Source organism: Acinetobacter sp. (genome assembly GCF_039596015.1).
Taxonomy (GTDB): Bacteria; Pseudomonadota; Gammaproteobacteria; order Pseudomonadales; family Moraxellaceae; genus Acinetobacter.
Window position 1 is genome coordinate 59,829 of record NZ_JBCNKN010000004.1, and the last position, 25,947, is coordinate 85,775.

General features: G+C 39.1%; 24 protein-coding genes. 17 read left to right on the top strand and 7 right to left on the bottom strand.

Going from position 1 to position 25,947, the window contains the following annotated elements; genetic code table 11:
- Nucleotides 1–40: 40 nt before the first annotated feature.
- Nucleotides 41–1,207 (bottom strand): methionine adenosyltransferase, encoded by a 1,167-nt coding sequence (metK, locus tag ABDV70_RS05485; protein ID WP_343596068.1) that lies wholly within the window; start codon nucleotides 1,205–1,207, stop codon nucleotides 41–43.
- A gap of 458 nt (nucleotides 1,208–1,665) precedes the next feature.
- Here metK and tkt point away from each other — a divergent pair, with 458 nt between their 5' ends.
- The 3 genes from tkt to ABDV70_RS05500 all read left to right on the top strand — a co-directional run bounded on the left by tkt (nucleotide 1,666) and on the right by ABDV70_RS05500 (nucleotide 6,596).
- Nucleotides 1,666–3,654 (top strand): transketolase, encoded by a 1,989-nt coding sequence (tkt, locus tag ABDV70_RS05490; RefSeq protein ID WP_343596069.1) that lies wholly within the window; start codon nucleotides 1,666–1,668, stop codon nucleotides 3,652–3,654.
- 174 nt (nucleotides 3,655–3,828) lie between these two features.
- Nucleotides 3,829–5,061 (top strand): chloride channel protein, encoded by a 1,233-nt coding sequence (locus ABDV70_RS05495; RefSeq protein ID WP_343596070.1) that lies wholly within the window; start codon nucleotides 3,829–3,831, stop codon nucleotides 5,059–5,061.
- A gap of 614 nt (nucleotides 5,062–5,675) precedes the next feature.
- A complete protein-coding gene (locus ABDV70_RS05500) occupies nucleotides 5,676–6,596 on the top strand; it encodes a LysR family transcriptional regulator (RefSeq protein WP_343596071.1) in 921 nt (306 codons plus the stop codon).
- Nucleotides 6,597–6,652: 56 nt separating this feature from the next.
- Here ABDV70_RS05500 and ABDV70_RS05505 read toward each other — a convergent pair whose 3' ends face one another.
- Complete coding sequence (locus ABDV70_RS05505; RefSeq protein WP_343596072.1) at nucleotides 6,653–7,108, bottom strand: DUF441 domain-containing protein; 456 nt, start codon at nucleotides 7,106–7,108, stop codon at nucleotides 6,653–6,655.
- Nucleotides 7,109–7,273: 165 nt separating this feature from the next.
- Between ABDV70_RS05505 and ABDV70_RS05510 the strand changes: the two genes are divergently transcribed.
- Nucleotides 7,274–7,984 (top strand): 16S rRNA pseudouridine(516) synthase, encoded by a 711-nt coding sequence (locus ABDV70_RS05510; protein WP_343596073.1) that lies wholly within the window; start codon nucleotides 7,274–7,276, stop codon nucleotides 7,982–7,984.
- A 7-nt stretch (nucleotides 7,985–7,991) separates the two neighbouring features.
- Here ABDV70_RS05510 and ABDV70_RS05515 read toward each other — a convergent pair whose 3' ends face one another.
- The 3 genes from ABDV70_RS05515 to ABDV70_RS05525 form a co-directional block, all read right to left on the bottom strand.
- Nucleotides 7,992–8,435 (bottom strand): GNAT family N-acetyltransferase, encoded by a 444-nt coding sequence (locus ABDV70_RS05515; RefSeq protein WP_343596075.1) that lies wholly within the window; start codon nucleotides 8,433–8,435, stop codon nucleotides 7,992–7,994.
- A 91-nt stretch (nucleotides 8,436–8,526) separates the two neighbouring features.
- Nucleotides 8,527–8,853 carry a type II toxin-antitoxin system RelB/DinJ family antitoxin gene (locus tag ABDV70_RS05520; RefSeq protein ID WP_343596076.1) on the bottom strand — a complete coding sequence of 109 codons (327 nt, stop codon included), beginning with the start codon at nucleotides 8,851–8,853 and terminating at the stop codon, nucleotides 8,527–8,529.
- Between the two features lie 102 nt (nucleotides 8,854–8,955).
- Nucleotides 8,956–9,861, bottom strand: coding sequence for a pseudouridine synthase (locus tag ABDV70_RS05525; protein ID WP_343596077.1), 906 nt, complete (start codon nucleotides 9,859–9,861; stop codon nucleotides 8,956–8,958).
- 107 nt (nucleotides 9,862–9,968) lie between these two features.
- On the opposite strand from ABDV70_RS05525, the gene tsaE reads away from it, so the two are divergent.
- The 4 genes from tsaE (at nucleotide 9,969) to hfq (ending at nucleotide 13,933) form a co-directional block, all read left to right on the top strand.
- Entirely contained in the window at nucleotides 9,969–10,439 is a 471-nt protein-coding gene (gene tsaE, locus ABDV70_RS05530; protein ID WP_343596078.1) for a tRNA (adenosine(37)-N6)-threonylcarbamoyltransferase complex ATPase subunit type 1 TsaE, read from the top strand.
- A complete protein-coding gene (gene mutL, locus ABDV70_RS05535; RefSeq protein ID WP_343596080.1) occupies nucleotides 10,439–12,376 on the top strand; it encodes a DNA mismatch repair endonuclease MutL in 1,938 nt (645 codons plus the stop codon). Before tsaE ends, mutL begins: the two co-directional genes overlap by 1 nt.
- A 6-nt stretch (nucleotides 12,377–12,382) precedes the next feature.
- Complete coding sequence (gene miaA / locus ABDV70_RS05540) at nucleotides 12,383–13,327, top strand: tRNA (adenosine(37)-N6)-dimethylallyltransferase MiaA (protein ID WP_343596082.1); 945 nt, start codon at nucleotides 12,383–12,385, stop codon at nucleotides 13,325–13,327.
- 93 nt (nucleotides 13,328–13,420) lie between these two features.
- A complete protein-coding gene (gene hfq / locus ABDV70_RS05545) occupies nucleotides 13,421–13,933 on the top strand; it encodes an RNA chaperone Hfq (RefSeq protein ID WP_343596083.1) in 513 nt (170 codons plus the stop codon).
- A 201-nt stretch (nucleotides 13,934–14,134) separates the two neighbouring features.
- On the opposite strand, the gene ABDV70_RS05550 is transcribed toward hfq, so the two are convergent.
- Nucleotides 14,135–15,466: a peptidylprolyl isomerase gene (locus tag ABDV70_RS05550; RefSeq protein ID WP_343596084.1), complete on the bottom strand. Its 1,332-nt coding sequence runs from the start codon at nucleotides 15,464–15,466 to the stop codon at nucleotides 14,135–14,137.
- Nucleotides 15,466–17,889 (bottom strand): LPS assembly protein LptD, encoded by a 2,424-nt coding sequence (lptD, locus tag ABDV70_RS05555; protein WP_343596085.1) that lies wholly within the window; start codon nucleotides 17,887–17,889, stop codon nucleotides 15,466–15,468. Before lptD ends, ABDV70_RS05550 begins: the two co-directional genes overlap by 1 nt.
- Nucleotides 17,890–18,008: 119 nt before the next feature.
- Between lptD and ABDV70_RS05560 the strand changes: the two genes are divergently transcribed.
- The 9 genes from ABDV70_RS05560 to lpxK all read left to right on the top strand — a co-directional run bounded on the left by ABDV70_RS05560 (nucleotide 18,009) and on the right by lpxK (nucleotide 25,943).
- Nucleotides 18,009–19,022 (top strand): phosphotransferase, encoded by a 1,014-nt coding sequence (locus tag ABDV70_RS05560; RefSeq protein ID WP_343596087.1) that lies wholly within the window; start codon nucleotides 18,009–18,011, stop codon nucleotides 19,020–19,022.
- Nucleotides 19,019–19,708, top strand: a complete 690-nt coding sequence (gene murU, locus ABDV70_RS05565) for an N-acetylmuramate alpha-1-phosphate uridylyltransferase MurU (protein WP_343596088.1) — start codon at nucleotides 19,019–19,021, stop codon at nucleotides 19,706–19,708. The genes ABDV70_RS05560 and murU overlap by 4 nt, the downstream gene beginning before the upstream one ends.
- An 84-nt stretch (nucleotides 19,709–19,792) precedes the next feature.
- Nucleotides 19,793–20,425 (top strand): 16S rRNA (guanine(527)-N(7))-methyltransferase RsmG, encoded by a 633-nt coding sequence (gene rsmG, locus ABDV70_RS05570; protein ID WP_343596090.1) that lies wholly within the window; start codon nucleotides 19,793–19,795, stop codon nucleotides 20,423–20,425.
- 15 nt (nucleotides 20,426–20,440) lie between these two features.
- Nucleotides 20,441–21,223: a ParA family protein gene (locus ABDV70_RS05575; RefSeq protein WP_343596091.1), complete on the top strand. Its 783-nt coding sequence runs from the start codon at nucleotides 20,441–20,443 to the stop codon at nucleotides 21,221–21,223.
- Nucleotides 21,220–22,113: a ParB/RepB/Spo0J family partition protein gene (locus ABDV70_RS05580; protein WP_343596092.1), complete on the top strand. Its 894-nt coding sequence runs from the start codon at nucleotides 21,220–21,222 to the stop codon at nucleotides 22,111–22,113. Before ABDV70_RS05575 ends, ABDV70_RS05580 begins: the two co-directional genes overlap by 4 nt.
- A gap of 29 nt (nucleotides 22,114–22,142) precedes the next feature.
- Entirely contained in the window at nucleotides 22,143–22,763 is a 621-nt protein-coding gene (locus tag ABDV70_RS05585; protein ID WP_343596093.1) for a MotA/TolQ/ExbB proton channel family protein, read from the top strand.
- A gap of 17 nt (nucleotides 22,764–22,780) precedes the next feature.
- Entirely contained in the window at nucleotides 22,781–23,209 is a 429-nt protein-coding gene (locus tag ABDV70_RS05590) for a biopolymer transporter ExbD (RefSeq protein ID WP_343596095.1), read from the top strand.
- Nucleotides 23,206–24,930, top strand: coding sequence for a lipid A export permease/ATP-binding protein MsbA (gene msbA / locus ABDV70_RS05595; RefSeq protein WP_343596097.1), 1,725 nt, complete (start codon nucleotides 23,206–23,208; stop codon nucleotides 24,928–24,930). The genes ABDV70_RS05590 and msbA overlap by 4 nt, the downstream gene beginning before the upstream one ends.
- Before the next feature lie 2 nt (nucleotides 24,931–24,932).
- The gene (gene lpxK, locus ABDV70_RS05600) at nucleotides 24,933–25,943 is read left to right on the top strand and encodes a tetraacyldisaccharide 4'-kinase (protein ID WP_343596099.1); all 1,011 of its coding nucleotides are present in this window, start codon (nucleotides 24,933–24,935) and stop codon (nucleotides 25,941–25,943) included.
- Nucleotides 25,944–25,947 lie beyond the last annotated feature (4 nt).

The following is a 25,947-nucleotide window of genomic DNA, read 5'->3' on the forward strand; positions in this document are numbered from 1 at the left end:
AAGCCTGCTTTAAATCGCAGGCTTTTTTATATGAGAAAAATTACAAACCGCTTGATTGGCGTAGCGCCTCAACCTTGTCCGTTTTTTCCCATGTGAAAGCAGTATCTGAACCTTGACGACCAAAATGTCCATAAGCAGCTGTTTGCTTATACATTGGTTGTAAAAGATTTAGCATACGTGTAATACCAAATGGACGTAAATCGAAGTGTTCACGTACTAAAGCAATAATCAATTCATCATCAATTTTTGCAGTATTGAATGTATTGATTGAAATAGAAGTTGGCTCTGCAACGCCAATGGCATAACTCACCTGAATTTCACACTTATCTGCCAAACCTGCTGCCACAATGTTTTTGGCAACATAACGACCAGCATAAGCTGCTGAACGGTCAACTTTTGATGGGTCTTTACCAGAGAAAGCACCACCGCCGTGACGTGCCATACCGCCGTAAGTATCAACAATAATTTTACGACCAGTTAAACCACAGTCACCTACTGGACCACCAATCACAAACATCCCCGTTGGGTTGATGTGGAATTTGGTTGCAGCATGGAACATGTCGCTTGGAATAACAGGTTTAATGATTTCTTCAATCACAGCCTCTTTGAGCTGAGCCTGTGTAATCTCTGGGTCATGTTGTGTAGACAACACTACAGCATCTAAGCGTACAGGTTTGCCATTTTCATAGGCAAAAGTTACTTGGCTTTTTGCATCTGGGCGTAACCAAGGTAAAGCACCTGAACGACGTAACTCAGCTTGGCGTTCCATAAGACGATGTGCATATGAAATTGGAGCTGGCATTAAGACATCAGTTTCACGACTTGCGTAACCAAACATTAAGCCTTGGTCGCCTGCACCTTGATCTTCAGGTTTTTGGCGGTCAACACCCTGAGCAATCTCAGGTGATTGTTTACCAATCATATTGATTACAGCACAAGTTGAACCATCAAAACCTAAGTCTGAATGATGATAACCAATACCATTTACCGTTTGACGCACAATTGCTTCAACATCAACATTTGCGGTTGTTGTGATTTCACCTGCAAGTACAACTGCACCTGTTTTTACTAATGTTTCACAAGCAACCCGCGCATAAGGGTCTTCTTTTAAAATCGCATCCAAAATAGCGTCACTGATTTGGTCAGCCATCTTATCTGGATGACCTTCGCTTACAGATTCCGAAGTAAAAACAGCGTACTCGCGCATGAAAGTCCTATCACAGTAATTCTAAAGACGCAATATGTTACCTCTTCTCGGCTTTTAGGACTAGTAAAACCTGAATAAATTGAATAAATTTCTTGCAAAAGAGCTTTCTTTTTACTGATATTCAGCATGTATAAAATTGATATATTGGGTGGTTTTTGAATTAAGTTTTTGAAATTAAATAAAATAGTGTTTTATTTTGATGGTTTTTATTGATTTGGATGAAATGTTTTATTACGGTCTTGTCGATAAAGTTAGAGCCTAATTGTAATAAATTTTGATTCATCATGATTAGATTTCTTTTATATAAATGGTCGAGATCCTTAATGTTTATGGATTCAGTATGAATTTATGCAAATCTAAAGGAAAATAAGCTTTACCCATCTTCATTTTTTTAAGACAATATATACGTTTGAATTTTTATTCATTTTCTTAAACCTTCGAAATTTGGATCCTGACCTATGACGACCCCTTTAAACGAACGTCGTATTGCAAACGCAATTCGTGTACTCGCTATGGATGCTGTACAGCAAGCCAATTCAGGACATCCTGGCGCGCCGATGGGGATGGCAGATATCGCCGATGTGGTTTGGCGTGAATTTTTAAACCACAATCCAACTAATCCACAATGGGCAAACCGTGACCGCTTTGTACTTTCAAATGGTCATGGCTCAATGTTGCAATATGCACTATTACATTTAACAGGTTATGCTTTGTCAATTGATGACTTAAAGCAGTTCCGTCAGCTTCATTCAAAAACACCAGGACACCCTGAATTGGGTTATGCACCAGGTGTAGAAACCACAACTGGTCCTCTTGGTCAGGGGATTGCCAATGCGGTAGGTTTTGCACTTGCAGAAAGAACATTAGCTGCTCAGTTTAACAAAGCAGATTTAAGTGTTGTCGATCACTTTACTTACTGTTTCTTGGGTGATGGCTGCTTAATGGAAGGGATCTCACATGAGGTTTGTTCTTTAGCAGGAACTTTAAAGTTAGGTAAATTGATTGCGTATTATGACGACAATGGCATTTCTATCGATGGTGAGGTAGAAGGCTGGTTCAATGATGACACAGAACAACGTTTTAAAGCTTACGGTTGGCAAGTGCTTCGTGTAGATGGTCATGATGCAGATGCGATTCGTCAGGCAACTGTTGAAGCGAAAGCAGAAACTCAAAAACCAACAATCATTATCTGTAAAACCATTATTGGTCTAGGTTCACCAAACAAACAGGGTAAAGAAGACTGTCATGGTGCACCACTAGGTAAAGATGAAATTACTCTAACTCGTGAAGCTTTAGGTTGGAACGAAGACGCCTTTGTTATTCCAGCGGATGTTTATGCTGCATGGGATGCTAAAGAAAAAGGTCAACAGGCTGAAGCTGCATGGAATGCTGTTTTTGCACAGTATCAAGCGAAATATCCAACAGAAGCAGCAGAATTACTACGCCGCTTAAATGGTGATTTGCCAGCAGATTTCTTGGCGAAAGCAGATGAATTTATTGCTCAAACCAATGAAAAAGCAGAAACCATTGCAACACGTAAAGCAAGTCAAAATACTTTGCAGGCATTTGGCCCGTTGCTTCCTGAATTTTTGGGTGGTTCAGCAGACTTGGCAGGTTCAAACTTAACGCTTTGGAAAGGTTGTCAAGGTGTGCAGGAAAACCCAGCAGGAAACTATGTGTATTATGGTGTCCGTGAGTTTGGTATGACTGCAATCGCCAATGGTGTTGCTTTACATGGTGGCTTTATTCCTTACGTTGCAACATTCTTAATGTTTATGGAATATGCGCGTAACGCTGTACGCATGTCTGCTTTAATGAAGCAACGTGTGATCCATGTTTATACGCATGACTCTATTGGTTTGGGTGAAGATGGTCCTACACATCAACCAATTGAACAAATTGCTTCTCTTCGTTCTACACCAAACTTAAACACTTGGCGTCCTGCGGATACTATTGAAACAGCGATTGCATGGAAATCAGGTTTGGCACGTAAAGATGGCCCAACTGCACTGATTCTTTCTCGTCAAAACTTGGCATTCCAAAACCGTACAGCAGCGCAAATTGCCAATGCTGAAAAAGGTGGTTATGTCCTTGCTGAAGAAAAAGGTGAGTTAAAAGCAATTATCATTGCAACGGGTTCAGAAGTTGCTTTAGCAATGGAAGCGCATGCTCAGCTTGAAGGTGTGCGTGTTGTGTCTATGCCATGTGCTGAAGAATTTATGAAACAAGATGCTGCATATCGTGAAGCAGTTTTACCGACAAATATCCGTGCGCGTGTTGCAGTTGAAGCTGCACATGCAGATTACTGGTGGAAATTTGTAGGTTTAGACGGCAAAGTCATTGGTATGACAACGTATGGCGAATCTGCTCCAGCGAAAGATTTGTTTAAATTCTTTGGTATCACAACAGATGCCATTGTTGAAGCGGTACGTAGCTTTGACATCTAATTAGTTATTCGTTTTACTAAAAGGCCTAAATATGCAATGTGTTTAGGTCTTTTTTAGCGAATAAGAAATAAAAAGCAAATCAGTTTAAAAATAGCTCGTGTTAAACTAACAAAATTCTTTTATCTTCATTGAAGACTATCTTAGATTCTAGATCGTTTTTAAAAGCATCTCTGTATGAAAATTCTCCCCTCATCTGAATATGCGCAGATTATTCGCTATACATTGTATTGGTTCGTTGCCTCAGTAATTATTGGTATGGTTTCTGGGTTAGCATCGACCTTAATTTTTACCTGTTTTGATTTGGCAACACGGATCAGAACGCTTTATCCCTGGCTGATTTATTTTTTACCTTTTGTGGGGCTTGGCATTGGTTTTCTGTTTTATCGTTATGGAACACCGATTGAGAAAGGTACACATCTTTTATTAGATGAAATTCATGAGTCCCGCTCTTTTATTCCTAAAAGAATGAGTCCACTTATTTTTTTTACAGCTGTCTTAACCCAATTTTTTGGTGGGTCAGCAGGGCGTGAAGCCCCAGCAGTACAGCTTTCAGGGGCATTGACCGATCACATTACTCAAGTTATGAGAGTGTCTCGTTCAAATCGAAAAATTTTTTTAATTGCGAGCATTGGTTCTGGTTTTGCTGCTATTTTTGGTTTGCCTTTAGCCGGGGCAATGTATGGTTTAGAGATTACATCCTTAGGGAAATTACGTTATTCAGCCGTTTTTCCATGCTTTGTTTCTGCGCTTGTTGCTTCGAGTATTCCTGAATGGTTTGGTGTATTCCATCCGCATGTATTTTATAAAATTACTCAAATTCCAATGGTCAACACAACCGTCCTTTTTAACTTGGTAATTGCTGGGTTGATTTTCGGCTTTGCTGCACGATTATTTATTTTCTCTATACATTTTTTGAGTGACATGTTTGTCAGATTCATTCCACATGCGCCATTTCGTCCAATGGTTGGTGGTATTGTGATTATGTTGTTGACACTATTGGTCGGAAGCCAATATTACAATGGATTGGGTATTTCAACTATTATTGCTTCGTTTCAACATCCACTGCCTATGTATGATTTTTTGAATAAAACATTATTTACAGCAGTTACATTAGGTTCAGGATTTAAAGGCGGTGAAATTACGCCATTATTTTTTGTGGGAACAACTGTGGGTAATGCATTAGGTCAAATCTTACCACTCCCTATTTCATTGTTGGCAGGCTTGGGTTTGGTCAGTATTTTTTCAGGTGCAAGTAAAGCACCACTTACCTCAATCATGCTCGCGATAGAGTTGTTTGGAACATCAATAACAATTTATGCCGTAATAACCTGTTTATTTGCTTATTTATTTTCAGGCAATTGTGGATTATATCGCGTACAACAACCTGCTTATTTTGAGGATAAATAACAGTAGCTTTATCGTTTTTCCTTGATTTTATGTTCTCGGTTTATAGATAACAGATGTGATCTGGAAATAGTGTGGTATTGCACATCAAGTTCTAGTTTTTCAAAGCGATTGGGTAAGAGGCATCTTATATTCGGGATAATTTAGCATGGTTTAAATATTGATAAGAGATATGACGTAATTTTGACCATGACTCAAATTGAATCATTCAGATATAAAAAAAGTGCCTAAGTTTGACCTTAGACACTTGGAGTTAAACGCTTTCTTGTTATTATTATGCCACTAATTGTTTGGGTACGTCTTTAGCCATTTGAACCAATTGTTCTAAAGCTGCACGAGTTTCTTTCCAATTACGCGTTTTTAAACCAATATCAGCTCATTCATAGATGTTTTGCTGAAAATTATTTGTAAAGAACGATTGAAGACTGTTCTCATATTATTTGTAGTTGGGGAATGGGGATGAATATCATAGATGCCTAACACATCGTATGTGTCATTGGTTTGAACCTTTATTAGAAATATTCATTTAATACAAAAATAATAAAATATAATTAATGTTGAGGTTTGTTAACCTATTTTATGATATAGTGAAATTAATTCATTATGAATTTGATGCTATGTTAGAGATTCGACACTTAAAAACATTAATTGCACTTCGAGAGCATGGCTCTTTGGTTGCCGCAGCTCAAGATCTATGTTTAACGCCTTCGGCAATTTCACATCAGTTAAAAGAGTTGGATTCTTGGTTTGGGGTAGAAGTAGTGAATAGAAGAAGTCGACCATTACAATTTTCAAATGTTGGGCAGCGTTTACTCAAATTAGCAGATGATATTTTGCCGCAAATTCAGATCGCACAAAGCGACATTACCCGTATTATTCATGGGCAAACAGGACGTATTATTTTCTCTTCAGAATGCCATAGTTGTTTCGATTGGCTTATGCCGTTGTTAAATCAATATCGCCAGCAATATCCTGATGTAGATTTGGATTTTGCTTCTGCATTTGAAGCCAATCCACATGAACTACTGCAAAATGGAGAATTTGATTTACTGATCACGGCTGACCCAATTGCACTAAAAGGAATTGAATATTTTCCTATATTTGAGTATGAGTCGCGTTTGGTGCTATCCAATACGCATCCTTTAGTTCGAACAGAACGAATTACTGTGCAAGAGTTAGCAGAGGAAACGCTGATTACCTATCCTGTTGATAAACACCGTCTGGATATTATGGCGCATCTATTTATTCCTGCGAATATTCAGCCGAAATCCATCCGCACAACCGATTTAACCCAAATGCTTATTCAATTGGTTGCAAGCGGACGAGGAATCGCAGCATTGCCCGATTGGGTCGTCAAAGAATATGAACAAAAGGGATGGGTGACCAGTCGTCGTTTAGACTGTGTCTCGCCTCAAGGTTTGCGCCGTACCTTATATGCAGGCTTTAGAGTAGAAGATAAAGACAAAAATTATTTTGAAGGATTTTTAAAACAGTTAGAGCGTTTTTCTAAGCAAAGAACGCAATATTATTCAAATTAATAGTGAAAACAGGGCATTGTCTATCGGCGATGCCCTGTTGATTTAGAAGATTTAAATCAGGAATGGCCAATAAAAAGCGATAAAATCCCTGCCGCAATAAGAGGGCCAACAGGAACACCCCGTAAAAAAGCCACACCTGCAACAGTACCGATCAGCAATCCTGCAACGACATCAGGCTGGTTACTCATCAATTTAACGCCACGTCCGCCAAGCCATGCCACCAATAATCCAACTGCAATAGCTAAAATTGAGTTAAAGCTGAGAAATGATTTTAAAATACTATCGCCACTGAGTTTCCCGCTAGCAATCGGGGTTAAAACGCCAATGGTGAGGATGATAATCCCAATGTGTAAACCATATTGTTGTAAATAAGGGAAAAATTGATTTAGAGGTGTGAGTTTAAAAATAATCAAAACACCCGAGGCAATGGTTACTGCCGCATTTTGGCTCAGAATGCCACAGGCGAGTAACACAAGAAGAACGATTAAATTAACATCAAGCTGAGCGAACATGATTGGGAGAACATCGCAATATCTATAAATTATGGATTGTATATTATTTTAGCGATATATGAGAAAAATGATTGAAATGAGGTTTGAATAGATGATTTTCTGCAATTATATGGAGGATTTCAGTTAAACTTTAGTTCTGTATAGCGAGAACAAATAGGTTTTTGAATGCTGCTGGAAAAAATGTTGCAGTCACAAGGTTTTGGATCAAGAAAAGAATGTCAGTTATTGATTAAAAAAGGTTTTGTCCGTATCGAAGGCGAAATTTGTGACAATCCGAAACAGCAGGTTCAAGTTGAAAATTTAACTTTTCAAGTGTTTGATGAATGCTATCAATATCGAGAAAAAGTTTATATTGCATTGAATAAACCGCAAGGCTTTGAATGCTCGCATCAGCCACAACATCATCAAAGTGTATTCTCATTACTTCCTGAAATCTTAATTCAGCGCAATGTACAGTGTGTGGGGCGATTAGATCAGGACACTACAGGATTACTGTTATTCACAGACGATGGTCAATTTTTACAGGCATTGACCCATCCTCGAAAACATGTCGCAAAAGTATATCGGGTGGTAACGGCAGATCCCGTTCAGCCAGAACAGCTTACTTTATTGGAAACAGGCGTAGAGTTACGCAATGAGAAGGGAATTTATCAAGCGACAGAAGTGGCCCAGTTAGCAGAAAATCAATTACAAATGACCATTCATCAGGGCTTATATCACCAAGTAAAACGAATGATTGCTGCGGTGGGTAATAAAGTTGAGCATTTGCATCGTCAACAAGTTGGACAGTTCTCATTGTCTGAAGATTTGGCAGAATCGGAATGGTATTATTTAACTGCTCAAGAAGTTGAACAAGCAAAAACACAAGACAGTTAACCCAAGCTTACTTTAAAAAACAGTGGAAAGTTCTGAACTCATCATCGGCAACAAAACCCATTTTTTCATATAACTGATGTGAAATAAGATTGGTTTTGTGTGTTTCGAGTGAAATACGTAATGCATTTTCATAGCGAGCAAATAAAATGGCGGTGTCGATGAGTTGTTGTGCCGAACCTTGTTTACGGTACAGTGGGGTGACATACACATCATCTAAAATATAGTAGGTTGAACAAGTGACGGAGGAAAAACCTCGATATAACAAGACAAAACCTGTGAAAACTTCATCTTTGATATGAATAAAAATGACACTTTCTTTATTTTCAAAGCGTTGTTTTAGAAAGTTCAAGGATAAATCCAGATTAGAAGATGCGCCATAAAATTGGCGGTATTCATCAAATAAAATGGCAAGTTGAGGAAGATCTTCAAGGATGGCTTTTCTAACAATCATTGTTGTGCCTATTGTTGTTGTCTAAATTTGCATATTTAGCCTAACAAAAAATAGCGTACAACGTGCAATGATTTTTTAGAAAAATGTAAGCTTAATGTTTTTCACTTTCACCCAATAAAGCGTTTAATTCATCAAATAAATCATCATGCTCTTGGTCAAATGCTAGACCATTTGTTGGTTGCTCATTATTTTCATGGGGTGTGGCTTGAACTCGGTTTTTTTGACGTAATTTGAATAATTGATCCATATCAATATTCTGGTTTTCAATTGCAAAAGGAATTGATTTGGTTAAAACAACCTGCTTAAAAAATAGGCGAACGGCTTGGGCAGGCGTAATGCCAAGTTGTTTAAAAACGGCAAAGGCGAGTTTCTTTTCCTGTGAATCAAGCCGTATTTGATAAACTTCTGTTTTTCTCATTGATGGGAAGACCCAAATAAAGTCATTGGATCAATTGTAGCGAAAGGAAATGTAATTTCAATGGGATTGATCGTTTTTTATCTATGCATTGTCATTACATTGTCAGGGTAACACTAAATCTTTTGTTGAAAAAAATTGCATTTGTTGTTTGGTGATAGGATCAACAAACGAAATCGTTTTGGCTAATAACTGCAACGGCTGACTGAAATCGTCTTCTGCTTTATGGCAGACATGTGGATAAAAAGGGTCATGTAAAATAGGAATACCCAGTGCATTAAGGTGGACACGTAATTGGTGTTGTTTTCCTGTTTTGGGGCTAAGCTGATATTTCGCCCAATGTTCATTGTGCTGTAACAGTTCAATCTTGGTTTCACTATTTGGCTCACCATCAACAATGCGCATAGTGTAAAAAGGCTGTCCTTTTTCCATTCTAAATTGCGTTATACATGGAAGGGTAAGTGTTGAATTATAAGCCGCAATGGCATGATAAACTTTATTCACCTGACGACTGGCAAATAAGTTTTGGTACAGTCCTCGAGTTTCGGGCTGTTTTGAAAAAAGTACAATTCCTGCCGTTTCCCGATCAAGTCGATGAATCGGAGTTAAAAAAGGATTGTTGGTTTGTTTTTTTAGACGAACTAACAGTGTTTCCTGAACGTATTGACCTGTTGGCGTCATAGTTAAAAAATGAGGTTTATCAACGGCAATAAAATGCTCATTTTCAAACATAATTTCATGTTCAAAAGGTACAGCAACTTCGGTTGTTAAAAAACGATAATAGTAAATATGTTGCTGGATTTGATATTGATGATCAATGGCTAAAGTTTGCCCATGCGCATCTAAAATGAGTCCATCCTGAAAGCGTTGTTGCCATTCTGCCGCCGAAATATGCGGAAATTTTTGGCATAAGAATGTATAAATTGAAGTGGCTTTTTTTTGCTGTGGCAAATGGACTTTGCTGGCACTGACCCCATTTCGCATTGGAGTCAAAGGTTCATGATGAGGCATAGGTTATGTCAGCTTATTTGAAAATAGACAAACAAAATGTAGGTGGTAGGTTTTCAATGGGGGCAATGCTATCATAATGCTGGTGTTCTATTCTAATTTTTGATGCTATGCGCGACTCCCTCACAGTAGATCTTTATTCTGAAACAGATACACAGCAATTCGCTCAAGCTGTGGCTCAATATTTTCAACAGGGCGTTATTTATCTGATTGGCGATTTAGGTGCAGGGAAGACCACATTTACTCGTTATTTATTGCAAGCGTTAGGGCATAAAGGCGCAGTGAAAAGCCCAACCTATACTTTGGTTGAGCCGTATAACATTACAGATAAAACTATTTATCATTTCGATTTATATCGTTTGAATGACCCATATGAATTGGAATTAATGGGAATACGGGATTATCTGGAAACGCCAAATGCTTTATTTTTATTTGAATGGCCAAGTCAGGGCGGAGATGAAATTCCAAAACCTGATCTGACCATTGAAATTTTAAAAACAGAGGATGAAATGCAACGTAAAGTGATTATTTCTTCTTCACATGTGCATGTGCTTGAACAATTGAATGGTGCTTTAAACTAATGTCGAATGCTTCTTCATTGCGTCGGATTCATCATTTAAATCCAGCTTTGGCAAACCAGATTGCCGCAGGTGAGGTGATTGAACGTCCTGCTTCGGTGGTTAAAGAATTGCTTGAAAATGCAATTGATGCAGGTGCAACTGAACTGATTATTCGTCTGAGTCAAGGTGGTAGCACCCTGATTGAAATTAGTGATAATGGTTCAGGTATCCATCCTGATGATTTGCCTTTGGCGGTGATGCGTCATGCAACCAGTAAAATCCAGACAGCAGAAGACTTACACGCTATTGTGAGTCTAGGATTTCGTGGAGAAGCATTGGCATCGATTGCGGCAGTCTCTCGTTTAACGCTGGTCAGTAGTCAGGATACTTCAGGAGTTGGATATCAGATTGAGGTCAATGGTACTGCATTTGATCATCAGGAAGTTTTGCCAGTCGCAAGCAGTAAAGGCACGCAAATCCGTGTTCAGGATTTATTTTTTAATGTCCCCGCGCGTCGTAAATTTTTAAAAAAACCAACGACAGAGTTTGGACATATTGAAGAAATTGTTCGCCGTTTGGCATTAACCCATTTTGATATACGTTTTGTTTTGGAACACAATGATCAGATTCGCTTAAATCTGCCAGTTGCTGACAGTGGCGAATTACGTTTTCAACGGGTTCAACAACTACTAGGAAAACAGTTTACAGAAAATGCCTATTGGATAGATGCGCAAAGTGTCTCAATGCGCATGAGTGGTTGGCTTGGGCATCCGTCAGATGCAAGGGCGCAGGCGGATTTACAATATATTTATGTGAATGGTCGAATTGTCAAAGATAAGACCATTGCCCATGCTTTGCGTATGGCATACGATGGTATTTTGCATGGCCATCAATATTCGGCATATTTACTGTTTTTAGAAGTTGATCCTGAAAATGTCGATGTGAATGTGCATCCAACCAAGCATGAAATCCGTTTTTTGAATCAACGGGAAATACATGAGTTTGTTAGACATTATGCCAAATCGACATTGAGTCAGTTCCAGACGGCAAGTGCAGATTTATCAGAAGCACTAAGCCCAGAACAGCAAATGCCACAACCCAAAGTACAAGAAACACTCTCGTTACATCAGTATCGTGAATATCAACCTATTTCAAATACTCAAAATGAAGTTGAATCTCAGCCGACTGAATCAACGGATTTGTTGACCGATTTTCAGTCGGCTCAGGTGCAGCCTGTAGATTATCGAAGGGTGATTTCAAGCACACCACGGGATAATTTACAGCAGGTTAATAATAGTCTAAAAGAATACTTAGCACCTTTAAGAGAAAGTTCATCTATTGATGTCAGTGACGCTCAGGTCAGTCAGAATGAATATCCTTTAGGGATTGCAATTGCGCAATTACACGGCATTTATATTTTGGCTCAAAATACGCAAGGGCTGATTATTGTTGATATGCATGCGGCACATGAGCGAATTTTGTTGCAACAAATGAAAATGGCATGGGATAAACCAGAATTTTGGCAATCCCAGCAACTCCTGATTCCTAAAGTTGTATCAATTAGTCGTATGCAAGCCAGTCGAGTTGAAGAGTTAAAACCGCAATTGGAACGTCTAGGGCTGGAAATTGACCAATATGGCGATGAGCAGGTGATTTTAAGAGGTGTACCCGCTATTTTACAAAAGGCGGATTTCTCAAAATTAATTCCTGAATTATTGAATGATTTAGACCCCAATGATGAAGCACATGCTTTGTTGCAAAAACGAGATCAACTCTTGGCGGGGATGGCCTGTCATGGTGCAGTACGTGCCCACCGTCAACTGAGTTTATCTGAAATGAATGCGTTATTGCGCCAGATGGAACAAACTGAGTTTGCAAGCCAGTGTAATCATGGCCGCCCAACATGGCGCGCTTTTCCATTAACCCAACTTGATAAATTATTTGCCCGAGGAGAATAGCATTACATGCCAAATACATTGCCTGTCATCAATTTAATGGGACCGACTGCAAGCGGGAAAACCGCTTTGGCGTGTGAGCTGTATGAACAAGGAAATTTTGAACTGATTTCTGTTGATTCTGCATTGGTTTTTCAGGATATGAATATTGGAACAGCAAAGCCTAGTCAGGAGGAACAGTTACAATATCCACATCATCTGATTGATCTTATTACGCCAGAGCAAGTGTATTCTGCTGCTGAATTTGTTGAAGATGCATGTCGGCTTATTGATGAAATTCACCAAAAGGGCAAGATTCCAATTTTGGTGGGTGGAACGATGCTGTACTTCAAGGCATTATTAGAAGGACTTTCGGGGCATTTGCCAAGTGCAGATCAATCTATTCGTGACCAGATTATGCAACAAGCTGAACAGCAAGGATGGGAAGCGATTCATGCTGAATTGGTACGGGTAGACCCGATTGCTGGAGAAAAATTTAAGGTTAGTGATAAGCAGAGAATTATACGTGCTTTAGAAGTTTTTCGTATCACAGGAAGACCCATTACCGCATTACAGGCGGAGCAACCAAAACAGTTAGCATATCGTTACATTTTTCATAATTATGCTTTAATGCCAAATCGGTTAGAATTACATCAAAGAATAGAACAACGACTTCAAAAAATGTGGGATATTGGTTTTTTAAATGAGGTTGAATATCTAATTGATAAATACGATTTAAATGCCGATTTACCTTCAATGCGTGCTGTTGGTTATCGTCAGGCTTATGAATTCTTAAAAAATGGTGACTTAAATCACGAAAATAAGCAAGAAATGGAGGATAAAGCATTGTTCGCTACAAGACAATTAGCAAAGCGTCAATATACATGGTTAAGATCATTACGAGAAAATCATCAATTTACAACATTTGAAACCATAGAACAGGCGCAAGGATACTTGCGAAACTGTTACAGATAAAGCAAAATTTGCATACTGCCTTTTTTATAAATTTTTAAAAAATTAAAGGCAGTTTTTTTGCGCTGATTAATTTTTTATTTTTGGAGTAAACACATGTCTAAAGGCCAAACTTTACAAGATCCCTTCTTAAACTCTTTACGCAAAGAGCGTATTCCTGTATCGATTTTCTTGGTAAACGGGATCAAATTACAAGGTCACATTGAGTCTTTTGACCAATACGTTGTTTTATTAAAAAACACAGTAAGTCAAATGGTTTATAAACATGCCATTTCTACAGTTGTTCCAGCACGTAACCCACGTCCTGCTGGTGCTCCTGCTGGTGCTCCACAAAGTGGCTTTGGCGGTCAGCAAGGCGGCTTCGGTGGTCAACAAGGTGGCTTCGGTGGTCAACAAGGTGGCTTCGGTGGTCAAGGCGGCTTCGGTGGTCAAGGTGGCTTCGGTGGTCAAGGTGGCTTCGGTGGTCAAGGTGGCTTCGGTGGTCAAGGCGGTTTTGGTAATCAAGGCGGTTTTGGCGGTCAAAGTGGCTTCGGTGGTCAATCGTCAAATTTTGAAAATGAATCAAAATTTGAAGACTCTCAAGAAGATGATTCAAATAATAACCGTTAATCGTTTGTTATAGTTTAAAGCCAGCAATATGCTGGCTTTTTTCTTTTTTTATGGATTTTGATATTTTTTAATTGGCTTACTTATTTGGTCACAATATAAATTTGGCATGAAATGCCGTCGATAGATTTTAGCTTATTGAGATAACCTGCGCTTTTCAGAATAGAAGAACCATCTGATTTCTAGAGCGCAGGTTAACAACTTTTATTGTACTTGAGATGCTTTATTCTTAGCCTTATCTAAGCTAGGGTCTTTAATGTCGACATAAGTGTTGGCACGTAGTTCACGTAACCAGCCATCGACTTCGGTGTTAAACTGTTGTTCACCTAGGAATTGACGAGCTAAGCGCTGTTGATATTCTTTGGTCATATCTTGCTGGCGGGTGTCTTGTACTTGTAGAACATGCCAACCATATTGTGTTTTAAATGGTGCGCTAATTTGTCCTACAGGTGTAGTTTTCATGGTGTCTTCAAATTCAGGAACCATGCTGCCTAAACTCACCCAACCTAAATCACCGCCATTGGCAGCAGAACCTGGATCATTAGAGAAAATAGTTGCAAGTGTGGAGAAATTTTCACCTGCTTTCAATCGATTATAGATACTGTCTATACGTTGTTTGGCTTGTGCGTCATTCAGAACTTCGTTTGGTTGAATAAGAATATGACGAACATGATATTGTGTAACAATCATTTTTTGATCGCTCGCTTTACGATCAAGTAATTTTAAGATATGAATCCCGTCTTGTGCAGGAATTGTTTCAGATGTTTGACCTGTTTGTAAGGCGCTTACACGTGCGGCAAGTTCAGCAGGAATGTCTGCCAGACTTTTATACCCCATGTCTGCACCAACAACTTTAATATCTGCTGTTGAGTATTTTTTACTGATCGCTTGTAAGTCATCAGACTGGCTTAAGTCTTGTTTTACAAGTTGTGCAGTACTTAATAATTGTGTTGTATCTTTGCCTGTTGAGGAAACACGCACATGTAAGATGTGGGCTTGGCTGCCAATTGCTGCCTGACCCTGTGGTGTTTTTAGGAAGTTATCAACGTCTTGGTCTGTAATTTTGATCCGCGACATAATTTGTTGTTGGCGTAAGCGAGAAATAGCAATTTCTTGTCCAATTCGATTACGGACAGCTTCATAAGTGCCAGGAGATTGTGCATCAAGTTGTTTCTGGAAACTTTCTAAGCTGCTAAAACCATTTTGCTTGGCGTATTTTGCAACTTCTTCGTTTAGCGTTGCTTCGTCAGGTTTAACACTATAGCGCTTAACTAATTCTAATTGAGCTTGACGAATAATCATTTGCTCTAAAGCTTGTTGTTGTAAAATTTGTTGTGGCGGTAGAGTTCGTTTTTGTGCTTGCATTTGGTGTGCAAGTTCAGCAGTCATCTGATCTAAATCACTACGTAAAATAGCGCTATCCCCAACAACGGCTACAACCTCATCATTAGTTGCAGCAAAGACAGGCATAGAACTTGAAATTAAAAGCGCAAGCGTGGCTGCTTTCAAATATTGTTTAAGTTGTAGATTCTTCATTAAGGTTGAGTCCAAGATTGGTTAGATTTGTTAAAACCGATAATGCGTTGCTCAAGTAGCGATGAAAGTCGGTTACTGAAAGAGCCAAGTCCTTTTAATGTAAATTCTGCCATAATTGCATTTTTACGTTTCACACCAGCTTGAGTAACATCATCTAAATCGTTGAAATAAGAGCGACCATAGACAGAAACAGTCCAACAGCACGATTCATAATTCACACCTAATAAATATTCACGTGCAAGGCTGTGATCAAGGTCATATTGAACATGCCCCATAATACGCCAATTGTCATTTACGGGTTGTATGAATGATGCAACAATTTGATCATAAGTCAGCTGACCATTATCTGTGTCTTTACGTTTGTAATAACCAAGGTTATAGATTCGACCTTTAGCAGAGGTGTAATAGGTTTGGAAATTGGCTTGAGAAGCAGAACCGTTGTCCAAGGCAAGGTTTGAAGCAATGGTAAAATTATTGCTTAACTGGCTAGAAACCGAAAAAACAGGACCCGAATTTGCCTTGGTTTCAACGTGGTCAGTTGTAGGATCAAGTAAAACTCTTCGGTCGGAGAAATAGAAACTTTGACCGACAGCAGCTTTTAATCGCTCTAAACCTTGTTGGTCAAATAAGCTATAACTTAAACCTAAAGACATAAAATTGTTGTCGTCTAGGCGGTCATGTCCATAAAAACGATATGGGCTAAATAATTGGTCATAGCTAACCGATGCCGATGTGGTATCAAAGTTAGGGTAGTCATTTTGGTTTTTATAAGGCGCATACGCATAAAATAAACGTGGCGTAATGGTTTGAAGGTATTTACCTTCTTTCTCAAAATTTAAGCCCGTATCTAAAGTAAACTGAGGCACAACAAGGGATTTATTTGTTTTACCACCTTGTCTTGCTTCTTTATCGTAAAAGTAGTTTAGAGAACGTATTGAGGCTTCAGGAATGACAAAAGCCCACGGGGTACGGAAATTATAGCGAGTCGCAAATGAATTATAGAGTCGAGTACCATTTTCGATAACTGCATTATCTGATGTATCCTTTTTGAAGTAGGCTGTATCGTTATGATATTCAAATTGCCAACCTTGTGGATTGGTCGATGTATAATTCAGCAAGAACTGTGGTAAGCGATAGTATGGCTTATCTACGTCTGCTAATGTTTTGTCCAGTGTTTGATAAGTTTCAACTTTTAGTGTCGCATTTAGCCCAGGAACTGCATTTGCAAAATTCAGTTGAGCTAAACGCTTTTGGTTTAAATCGGTTGAAATATTGGGGTCGTTTTTAATGTCGTAGATATAGTCGATATCTGACAAATAGTTGTATTCAAAATTACTGGAAAAATACTTGTTAATCGTCCAGTCATGAATAATTTTGAGTGATTTACGATCTTGGTTATTGTAGTCCTTGTCGTTTGGTAAGTATCCGCCAGAAATCTCACCTTCACCAAAATGCTCAGTTTTATATCTAAAGTCACCTTCTAACATTGCGCCATGACTATCTAAGTAACGAGGCGTTAATGTCATGTCATAGTTTGGTGCCAGATTGAGATAAACTGGAAGAGAGAACTGAAGTCCACCATCACTTGTCCATCCGAAACTTGGGGTGAGTAAACCTGTTGTTCTCCGGTCATCAATCGGGAAGTTATAATACGGCAGTGCCATAACGGGTACATTTTTGATATATAAACGTGTATCACGTGTTGTACCACGACCTGTATCCTGATCCAGAATAATTTTCTTAGCCGTAATTTTCCACCCCGGTGCTTTACCCGGTTCACATGTTGTATAGGTGGCGTTTCTCAGCTCAGTTTTTGCAGGAGATGTGCGGATAATGCTGTCGGCATGACCATGTGCATGAGAAGCTTCACTAATATAATAGCTATCGCTCAAATCACCACTTTGCTGTTTTAAATTGTAGTTTACGTCCTGACTCTGAGAAACCAAGCCATCTTGTGCAATTTGTACATTGCCTTGAGCGTGTGCATAGGTTTGAGTCTTATCTAAGATAACTTTGTTGGCCTTTAACTGGCGTCCTTCTTGATTAATGACCACATTACCTGTTAATTCAGAATCACCATTTGGGTTGTAAACTGCATAGTCTGCATCGGCATATGTGGTTGTTTTCGCTGCGTCGGGAGCAGGCGTGTTCGGGTCAATTGGTGTAATCCATACACCCTGACAAAAAGACGCATATTTTTCGTTATTTTCGCGTTGTTTTGCTTGAGGACTATTTTTGTCTACATAATATTGTTCAAAGAAAGACTGCCCATCATAACTATCTGAAAGGTTTTGCTTTAATTGGTTGTTATCAATAGTTGATACAACCTCAGAAGATGCTGCATAACTTGATTGTAGCGAGCCACCACATAAAAGTGTCAAAATTGCAGTTGCCAGCGGATTAAATTTAAACTGTTGCTTCATTTGTCTCATTAACCAAGTATGCTTTTTGCAATTAATTATTGTTGCATCATAGAGAAAAAGTCGATAAGTAGCTACACTTAGCACTTCAAAAACTCAGCCTGTATTAGATAAATTTGCAAATGAATACACAACGTGAACAATTGATACAAACATGGTTAACAGATGTTCTTCATTCTGATCAATTCGAAATCAAATATTTAGCAGGCGATGCTAGCTTCCGTCGCTATGCGCGAGTTATCCAAAATAATAAAACATTTATGCTAATGGATGCACCACCCGATAAAGAAGATTGTGTACCTTTTGTGAGTATTGATGAGTTTTTAAGCAGAAATAAAGTCAGAGTGCCACAAATTATTGCCAAAGATTTGCAGGCGGGATTTTTGTTGCTTGAAGATTTTGGTGATGTGTTGTTGTCTAACTTATTGAATGAACAGACAGTTGATCAATATTATTTACAGAGTTTTCAGCAGTTAATCGAATTACAAAAGATCGATGGTTGTGAACAGTTGCCTGACTATAAATATGAAAAATTAATCTCAGAAATGCAATTGTTGACAGACTGGTTATTGCCTGCCTTGAAAATTCAGTTAAATGAAACAGAAACATCGATGATTCAGCATACATTTGACGTCTTGGCAAAACGTGCATTGGCACAGCCACAAGTCATCGTGCATCGCGATTTTCATAGTCGAAATCTGATGCAATTAGAAGGTGAAAAGACATTAGGGATTATTGATTTTCAAGATGCTGTGATTGGGGCAGATACTTACGATTTAATCTCGATTACACGTGATGCTTATGTGCAGTGGTCGCCTGAAAAAGTCAATGAGTGGTTTGAGCAGTTCTATCACTTATTACCTCCATCAGCAAAACAAGAGCGTAACTTAGAACAGTTTAAACAAGATGCTGACTATATGGCATTGCAACGCCATATTAAAATATTGGGTATTTTTGTACGTTTGTTTGAACGAGATGGAAAATCGGGCTATCTAAAAGACCTACCGCGTGTCATGTGGTATGTATTAACAGAAAGTCAAAGTTATGACGAATTAACGCCATTCATTGAATTTATGCAACAACGCGTATTGCCTGAGTTTAATCAGAAATATGGTGTGTATGAGGTAGTAGCATGAAGGCGATGATTCTTGCTGCGGGTTTAGGAAACCGCATGCGGCCATTGACATTGCATAAACCAAAACCATTGCTGGAAGTGGGTGGGAAACCGCTCATCGTTTGGCATATTGAAAAGTTACGCCAAATTGGTATAACAGAAATCGTGATCAATACTGCGTGGCTTGCCGAAAAATTATGGCTAGAACTGGGTGATGGTCAGCAGTTTGGTGTGCAGATTTTATGGTCAAATGAAGGTGAAGGTCTAGAAACGGCAGGCGGGATTATTCGTGCGTTGCCACTTTTGGGAAATGAACCTTTTATGCTCGTCAATGGTGATGTCTGGACAGGATATGATTTCAAATCATTACGAGAGGTCAATCTTGGTAATGATTTGGCACATCTGATGTTAGTCGAAAATCCAGTGCAGCACCCAGATGGCGATTTTATTTTAGCGGATGGGCGTGCTTATTGCTTTGAACAGCTGCAGGCAGGTGAAGCTCTGACCTATAGTGGTATTGGATTGTATTCTCCTCAGCTGTTTGATGGTCTAGAAGATGGTAAACGACCACTTGCACCATTGTTAAAACATGCCATGTTGCAGGGGCGTGTGTCTGCGGAAAAAATGACAGCACCTTGGGTCGATGTCGGAACACCAGAGCGATTATTGGCACTAGATCAGCAAATTCGTTTAGGCGAATACGCTTAAATGAATATTCGCTAATCATCGAACGCTATGATTGAGCGGATAATTCAGTATACTTCAACCTGATTTTAATGAACGAGTATGAGCATGCATCTTTTTTTTCAAGAATTAAAACAAGGCAGCCAAAAATTAGGCTTAACGCTCAGTGATGATGCTTTGCAACTGTTGTTGAAATATCAAGATGCTTTAGTGTTATGGAATAAAGCCTATAACCTAACAGCTATTCGTGAACCAAAAGAAATGTTGATCAAACACCTGTTGGATAGTTTGAGTGTTTTGCCTCATTTACCTGAAGGTAGAATACTGGATATCGGGACAGGAGGTGGCATGCCGGGAATGATCATTGCATTATGTCAACCTGAGCGCCAGTGTGTATTGCTTGATTCAAATGGTAAAAAAATCCGTTTTTTGAAGCAGTTTATTGCTGACTTGAAATTGCAAAATGTTATTGCTGTACAAACACGTGTAGAGAACGAAGATACTATTCGTGAACTTGGACAGTTTGATGTAATTACAAGCCGGGCATTTGCTTCTTTAACTGATTTTGTTACGGCATCTGAACCTTATATGCATTCAAATACGCAAATTTGTGCAATGAAAGGTGTCGTACCAACAGAAGAGCTTGAGGTTTTAAAATCAAGCTATTCAAGCCAGATTGTCGAATTGCATGTGCCACATCTGAATGAACAACGTCATTTAATAGTGTTGAAAAAGATTTAAAGGATTGGGGTTTTCATGGCTCAAATAATTGCAATAGCAAATCAAAAAGGTGGGGTCGGTAAAACTACAACCGCAGTAAACTTGGCTGCTTCTTTGGCTGTGCTAAAGAAACGTGTTCTGCTTGTGGATATGGATCCGCAAGGGAATGCAACGATGGGGTCGGGTATTCAAAAAAATGACTTGTTGTATTCTATTACAGATGTATTGCTGGGTGAAACACCAATTGAAACAGCGATTATCAAGGCTGAGGTTGGTTATAAAGTTTTAGGCGCGAACCGCGATTTGGCTGGGGTTGAACTGGCGATTGCAGAGCAGGAAGGGCGTGAGTTTATTTTACGTAAGGCACTTCAAGATGTTCAGCAATCTTTTGATTTTATCATTGTCGATTGTGCACCAAGTTTAAGTTTAATTACAGTGAATGCACTGGCTGCTGTTGATGCTGTGATTATCCCGATGCAATGTGAATACTATGCGCTTGAAGGTTTGGCAGATTTGACACAGACCATTGATCGTATTCAGCAAGCTTTAAATCCACAGCTACAAATTATTGGTGTATTGCGTACCATGTATGATGCGCGTAACGCATTAACACGTGATGTTTCTGCTGAGTTAGAACAGTTCTTTGGTTCTAAATTATATGAAACAGTGATTCCGCGTAATGTGCGCTTAGCTGAAGCGCCAGCACATGGTTTGCCTGTCATTTATTTTGAAAAAAGTTCAAAAGGGGCAATCGCCTATTTAAACTTGGCAGCTGAAATGTTGAAAAAGAGTAAAGTGAAAAAAGGACAAGTGTCATGAGCATTAAAAAACGCGGATTAGCAAAAGGGCGTGGTTTGGATGCTTTACTTGGATCAATTCAAAAAGAAAAATTGAAAATTGAAGAACAGGAGCATGATCAAGGTCAACTCAAAAATATTGATGTGGCCTTGCTCAAACGTGGTGTTTATCAGCCACGACGCTTCATTAATGAAGAAGATCTTCAAGAGCTTGCAGCATCGATTAAAAAACATGGCGTAATGCAGCCGATTGTGGTGCGTCCTGTAGATGACGAACAACACCCTTATGAAATTATTGCAGGTGAGCGTCGTTGGCGCGCTGCACAATTGGCAGGTTTGGTTGAAATCCCTGCAATTGTACGTCAATTAAATGATCAGGTTGCCATTGCACTGGCATTAATTGAAAACATTCAACGCCAAGACTTAAACCCAATTGATCAGGCAATGGCTTTACAGCGTTTTCATGAAGAATTCGGTTTAAGCCATCAGGAAATTGCAGATACTGTAGGCAAAGCACGGGCGACGATTAGCAATTTATTGCGATTACTCAGTCTGGTTGATTCTGTTAAAATGTTGATGCAAGAGGGTGCTCTAGATATGGGGCATGCACGTGCAATTTTGACATTAAAGCCAAAAGATCAGGAAAAAATCGCACAAATTGTGATTGAAAAAGGTCTGTCTGTACGTCAAACCGAGCAATTGGTTAGAGAATTAAGTGAACCTAAAGCAGACAAAGCAAAAACGGCAGCTTCTCCTGATTTAGAGCAGTTGACGCAACGCTTATCAGAACGCTTTAATGCAAATGTAAAAATTGATCATAATAAACAAGGTAAGGGAAAATTAGTGATTCATTATCATTCACTTGATGAACTGGATGGAATCTTAAATATTTGCTTATCTGAATCTGAATAAAATTAACTTTTTATTATTGGGGTAACATCATGTGGGAACTGTTTAAAGCAGGGGGGTGGCTTATGCTACCACTTTTGCTCTGTTCTGTTTTTACGGTGGCAATTACGCTAGAGCGTATAATTCGATTAAGACGAAAAGAAGTCCTTCCTGCAGAAATTGTGGTAACACCTCAGGAAGATCTTGCCAAAATTGTGCAGCAGTTACAGCAAAATGCCCAGCTTCAACAAAGTGCGTTAGGGCAAATTCTATCTGTTGCGTGGTCAAGCCGTGCAGAAGGTGAGCAATTCACACGTGCCCAGATGGAAGTAGCTGCGTCTCAAGAAATTCATTATTTGGAAAAAAATATTAATTTTTTGGGTACGATGAGTGCTATTGCACCTTTACTCGGATTGCTGGGAACAGTAATCGGGATTATTGAATCCTTTTTAATGATCGATGTTGGTTCAAATGTAAGCCCGACCTTGATGATTCCTGGTATATCAAAAGCACTGATTACAACAGCAATGGGGATGGTGGTTGCGATTCCTGCGCTAATTGCATATCGCTATTTACAGCGTGTTGTTCAGGAATATATTGCAGAATTAGAACAGCAGGCGACATTGTTTCATGCCAAGCTGTTTTTTCAGCAATCTTCAAATCAGCAGCGTTAATTGACGAGGGCTTTGCGATGAAGTTTCGTCAAAAACGTCAGGTTGAAGATATTCATATCAACCTGACTCCAATGATTGACTGTCTACTTTTTATTTTGGTCTTTTTATTGTTATCAACGACGTTTTATCAACAAAGTCGGATCAATATTACTTTGCCAGATGCGCAAGGCGTACCACCAAAACAATACGATCGTAAAATAGAAGTTATGGTAGACTCCACAGGTCACTATGCCGTAAATGGTCAGGCTTTATCGAGTCAGGATGTTTCGGACTTATCGACAGCAATTAAACAGGCAACCGATGGTCATCGTGATCTGATGTTTGTGATTGCAGCAGATGCAAAGGCGACCCATCAAGATGTGATTCGTGTGATGGATGTGGCTGGACAACTTGGTTTTGTCAATATCAATATTAGTACCAAAGCGCCAACTCGAGGTTATGAGTGAAACAAGATATAAAAGTTTATTTTCGATTACTTGCTTATTTAAAACCTTATTGGGGCTATGCAATTTTGGTATTGATAGGCTTCACTTTAAGTGCAGCAACAGAAGTCTCTATCGCAAAATTACTTGAATTCATTATTAATGCCATTCAAAAGCAAAACGTACATGAAACCTCACTATTCCCATTTTTAGTGGTTTTACTTATCTTTGTTCGTGGTGTTGGTTCATTTTTGGGTGACTATTACTCAGCCGTTATCTCAAGACATCTGATTTTTAGTATTCGACAACAAGTATTTGGTAGACTTTTACGCTTACCATCCAATTATTATTTAAAAAACTCAAGTGGACAAATCACCTCTAAAATTTTATATAACATTGAGCAAGTGACTGCGGCATCTTCCGAATCAGTGCAAATCTTGCTTAAAGAGGGTTTGACTGTTATTGGCTTGCTTGGGTATTTGTTTTATCAAAACTGGCGATTATCAATCATTATTTTAGTTTTTGCGCCAATTATTGGTTACGCTGTTCGAAAAGCAGCGAAACGAATGCGAAAACTTTCGACCCAAATGCAGGATACCATGGGAGAAGTGAACCATGTCGTGCAAGAGTCGATTTTGGGGCAAACGGTTGTCAAAGGTTTTGGTGGGCAGGATATCGAATATCAGCGTTTGTATGATCGTTCGAGTGAGAACTTAAAACGTGGTTTAAAACTCCATATTATCAATGTTTTAAATACGCCAATTGTGCAGTTGATCATGTCAATTGCGATGGCGATTATCATGTGGATTGCGTTACGTCCAGAAATTTTAGGTAATACTTCTCCTGCAGAGTTTGTGGCATTTATCACGGCAGCAGGGATGCTAAGTAAACCGCTTAAAAACCTGACCAGTGTCAATGAAAAATTACAACGTGGTTTGGCAGCGGCTTACTCTGTATTTGATTTGCTGGATATGGAAGATGAGCCAAATAAAGGGACGCTTACACCAGCTTTGAAAGGTAATATTAACTTTAATCAAGTGAATCTGGTCTATGAAGATGGTTCACATGCAATTAAAGACTTTTCTTTGGATATAAAATCTGGTCAAACCGTTGCTTTGGTCGGGCGGTCTGGTGCAGGTAAAACCTCGTTAGTTAATTTATTGGTTCGTTTTCAGGATATGAGCTCTGGGCAAATATTGCTGGATAATCTTGATATTCATGACATTGAATTAAATTGTTTGCGTAACCAGATTGCGATGGTCAATCAGCAAGTCTTTTTATTTGACCGAAGTGTTCGAGATAATATTGCTTATGGACAATTGCAAAATGCAACCGATGAAGATGTTGTTGCTGCGGCTAAGGCTGCATATGCACATGATTTTATTATGCAGTTACCACAAGGTTACGATACGGTTTTAGGTGCTCAGGGCTTAAATCTGTCGGGCGGTCAACGTCAGCGTGTGGCCATTGCGCGAGCTATTTTAAAGAATGCACCTATTCTGATTCTGGATGAAGCAACCAGTGCTTTGGATAATGAGTCAGAGCATTTTATTCAGCAAGCCTTTGATCATGCCATGCAAGAAAGAACGACTATTGTTATCGCACACCGATTATCTACAATTGAAAATGCCGACCAGATTGTAGTGATGGATCGTGGTCGAATTATTGAACAAGGCACACACATCGAATTGTTAGAGAAACGAGGTGCTTATTTCCAATTACATCAACGTAATTTTGAGGAATAAGGATGTCATTGGCACACACCATACAAAATGCATGGAATAAACAGGCAAAATGGTTAGTTCTGCTTAGACCTTTATCGTGTTTGTATGGTTGTGCGTTTAGCCTAAATAAGGCGCTATATCAATCAGGGTTTAAAAAAACCTACCATGCACCGATACCTGTAATGGTGATTGGAAACATTACCGTAGGTGGTAGTGGGAAAACGCCTTTACTGATTCAACTGGTGCGATATTTACAACAGCATCAGGTTCGGGTTGGTGTGATTAGTCGGGGTTATGGCGGGGCGGGCCCTTTTCCTAAAATCGTTGACTTGGATACAACTGCCGAAGAAGTGGGTGATGAACCTGCTTTAATTGTACAAAGAACTCAAGTTCCAATGGCAGTTGGCCCAAATAGACAGCAATCGATTGAATTATTATTGGAAAAATATTCACTTGATTTAATCTTAAGTGATGATGGCTTACAACACTGGGCATTGGGTCGGCAAATTGAATGGGTCGTTCTAGATAAAACACGTGGTTTAGGCAATGAGAAACTACTGCCCGAAGGGTACTTGAGAGAACCTAAAACACGTTTGCAACAGGTGAGTGTGATTGAGCATACTGCGCATCCTGATACAGCATATTCAATGATGCTAAAAGTTGCAGATCCTTATTTGTTGAATAAAACACACAATACTTCTTTGGTATTTGACCCCAAACAAAGATTTCATGCTGTGGTAGGAATAGGCTATCCACAACGCTTTTATCGTAGTCTGGCAGAGATTGGTGTGGTAGATGTTGAACATCATGCGTTTGCAGATCATTATGCTTATCGTATAGATGACTTAATTTTTGATGATGATCTTCCGATTATCACCACAGAAAAAGATGCTGTTAAAATTAAGGCAGTTTTAGCGCAACATCCGCAAATTAAAAATCAGATCTGGGTGTTGCCAGTCGAAGCTTCTCTTTCAGATGCATGTTATACATTGCTAAAACAACAGCTCCAGCAATTTCATATTCATATAGATTAGGTTT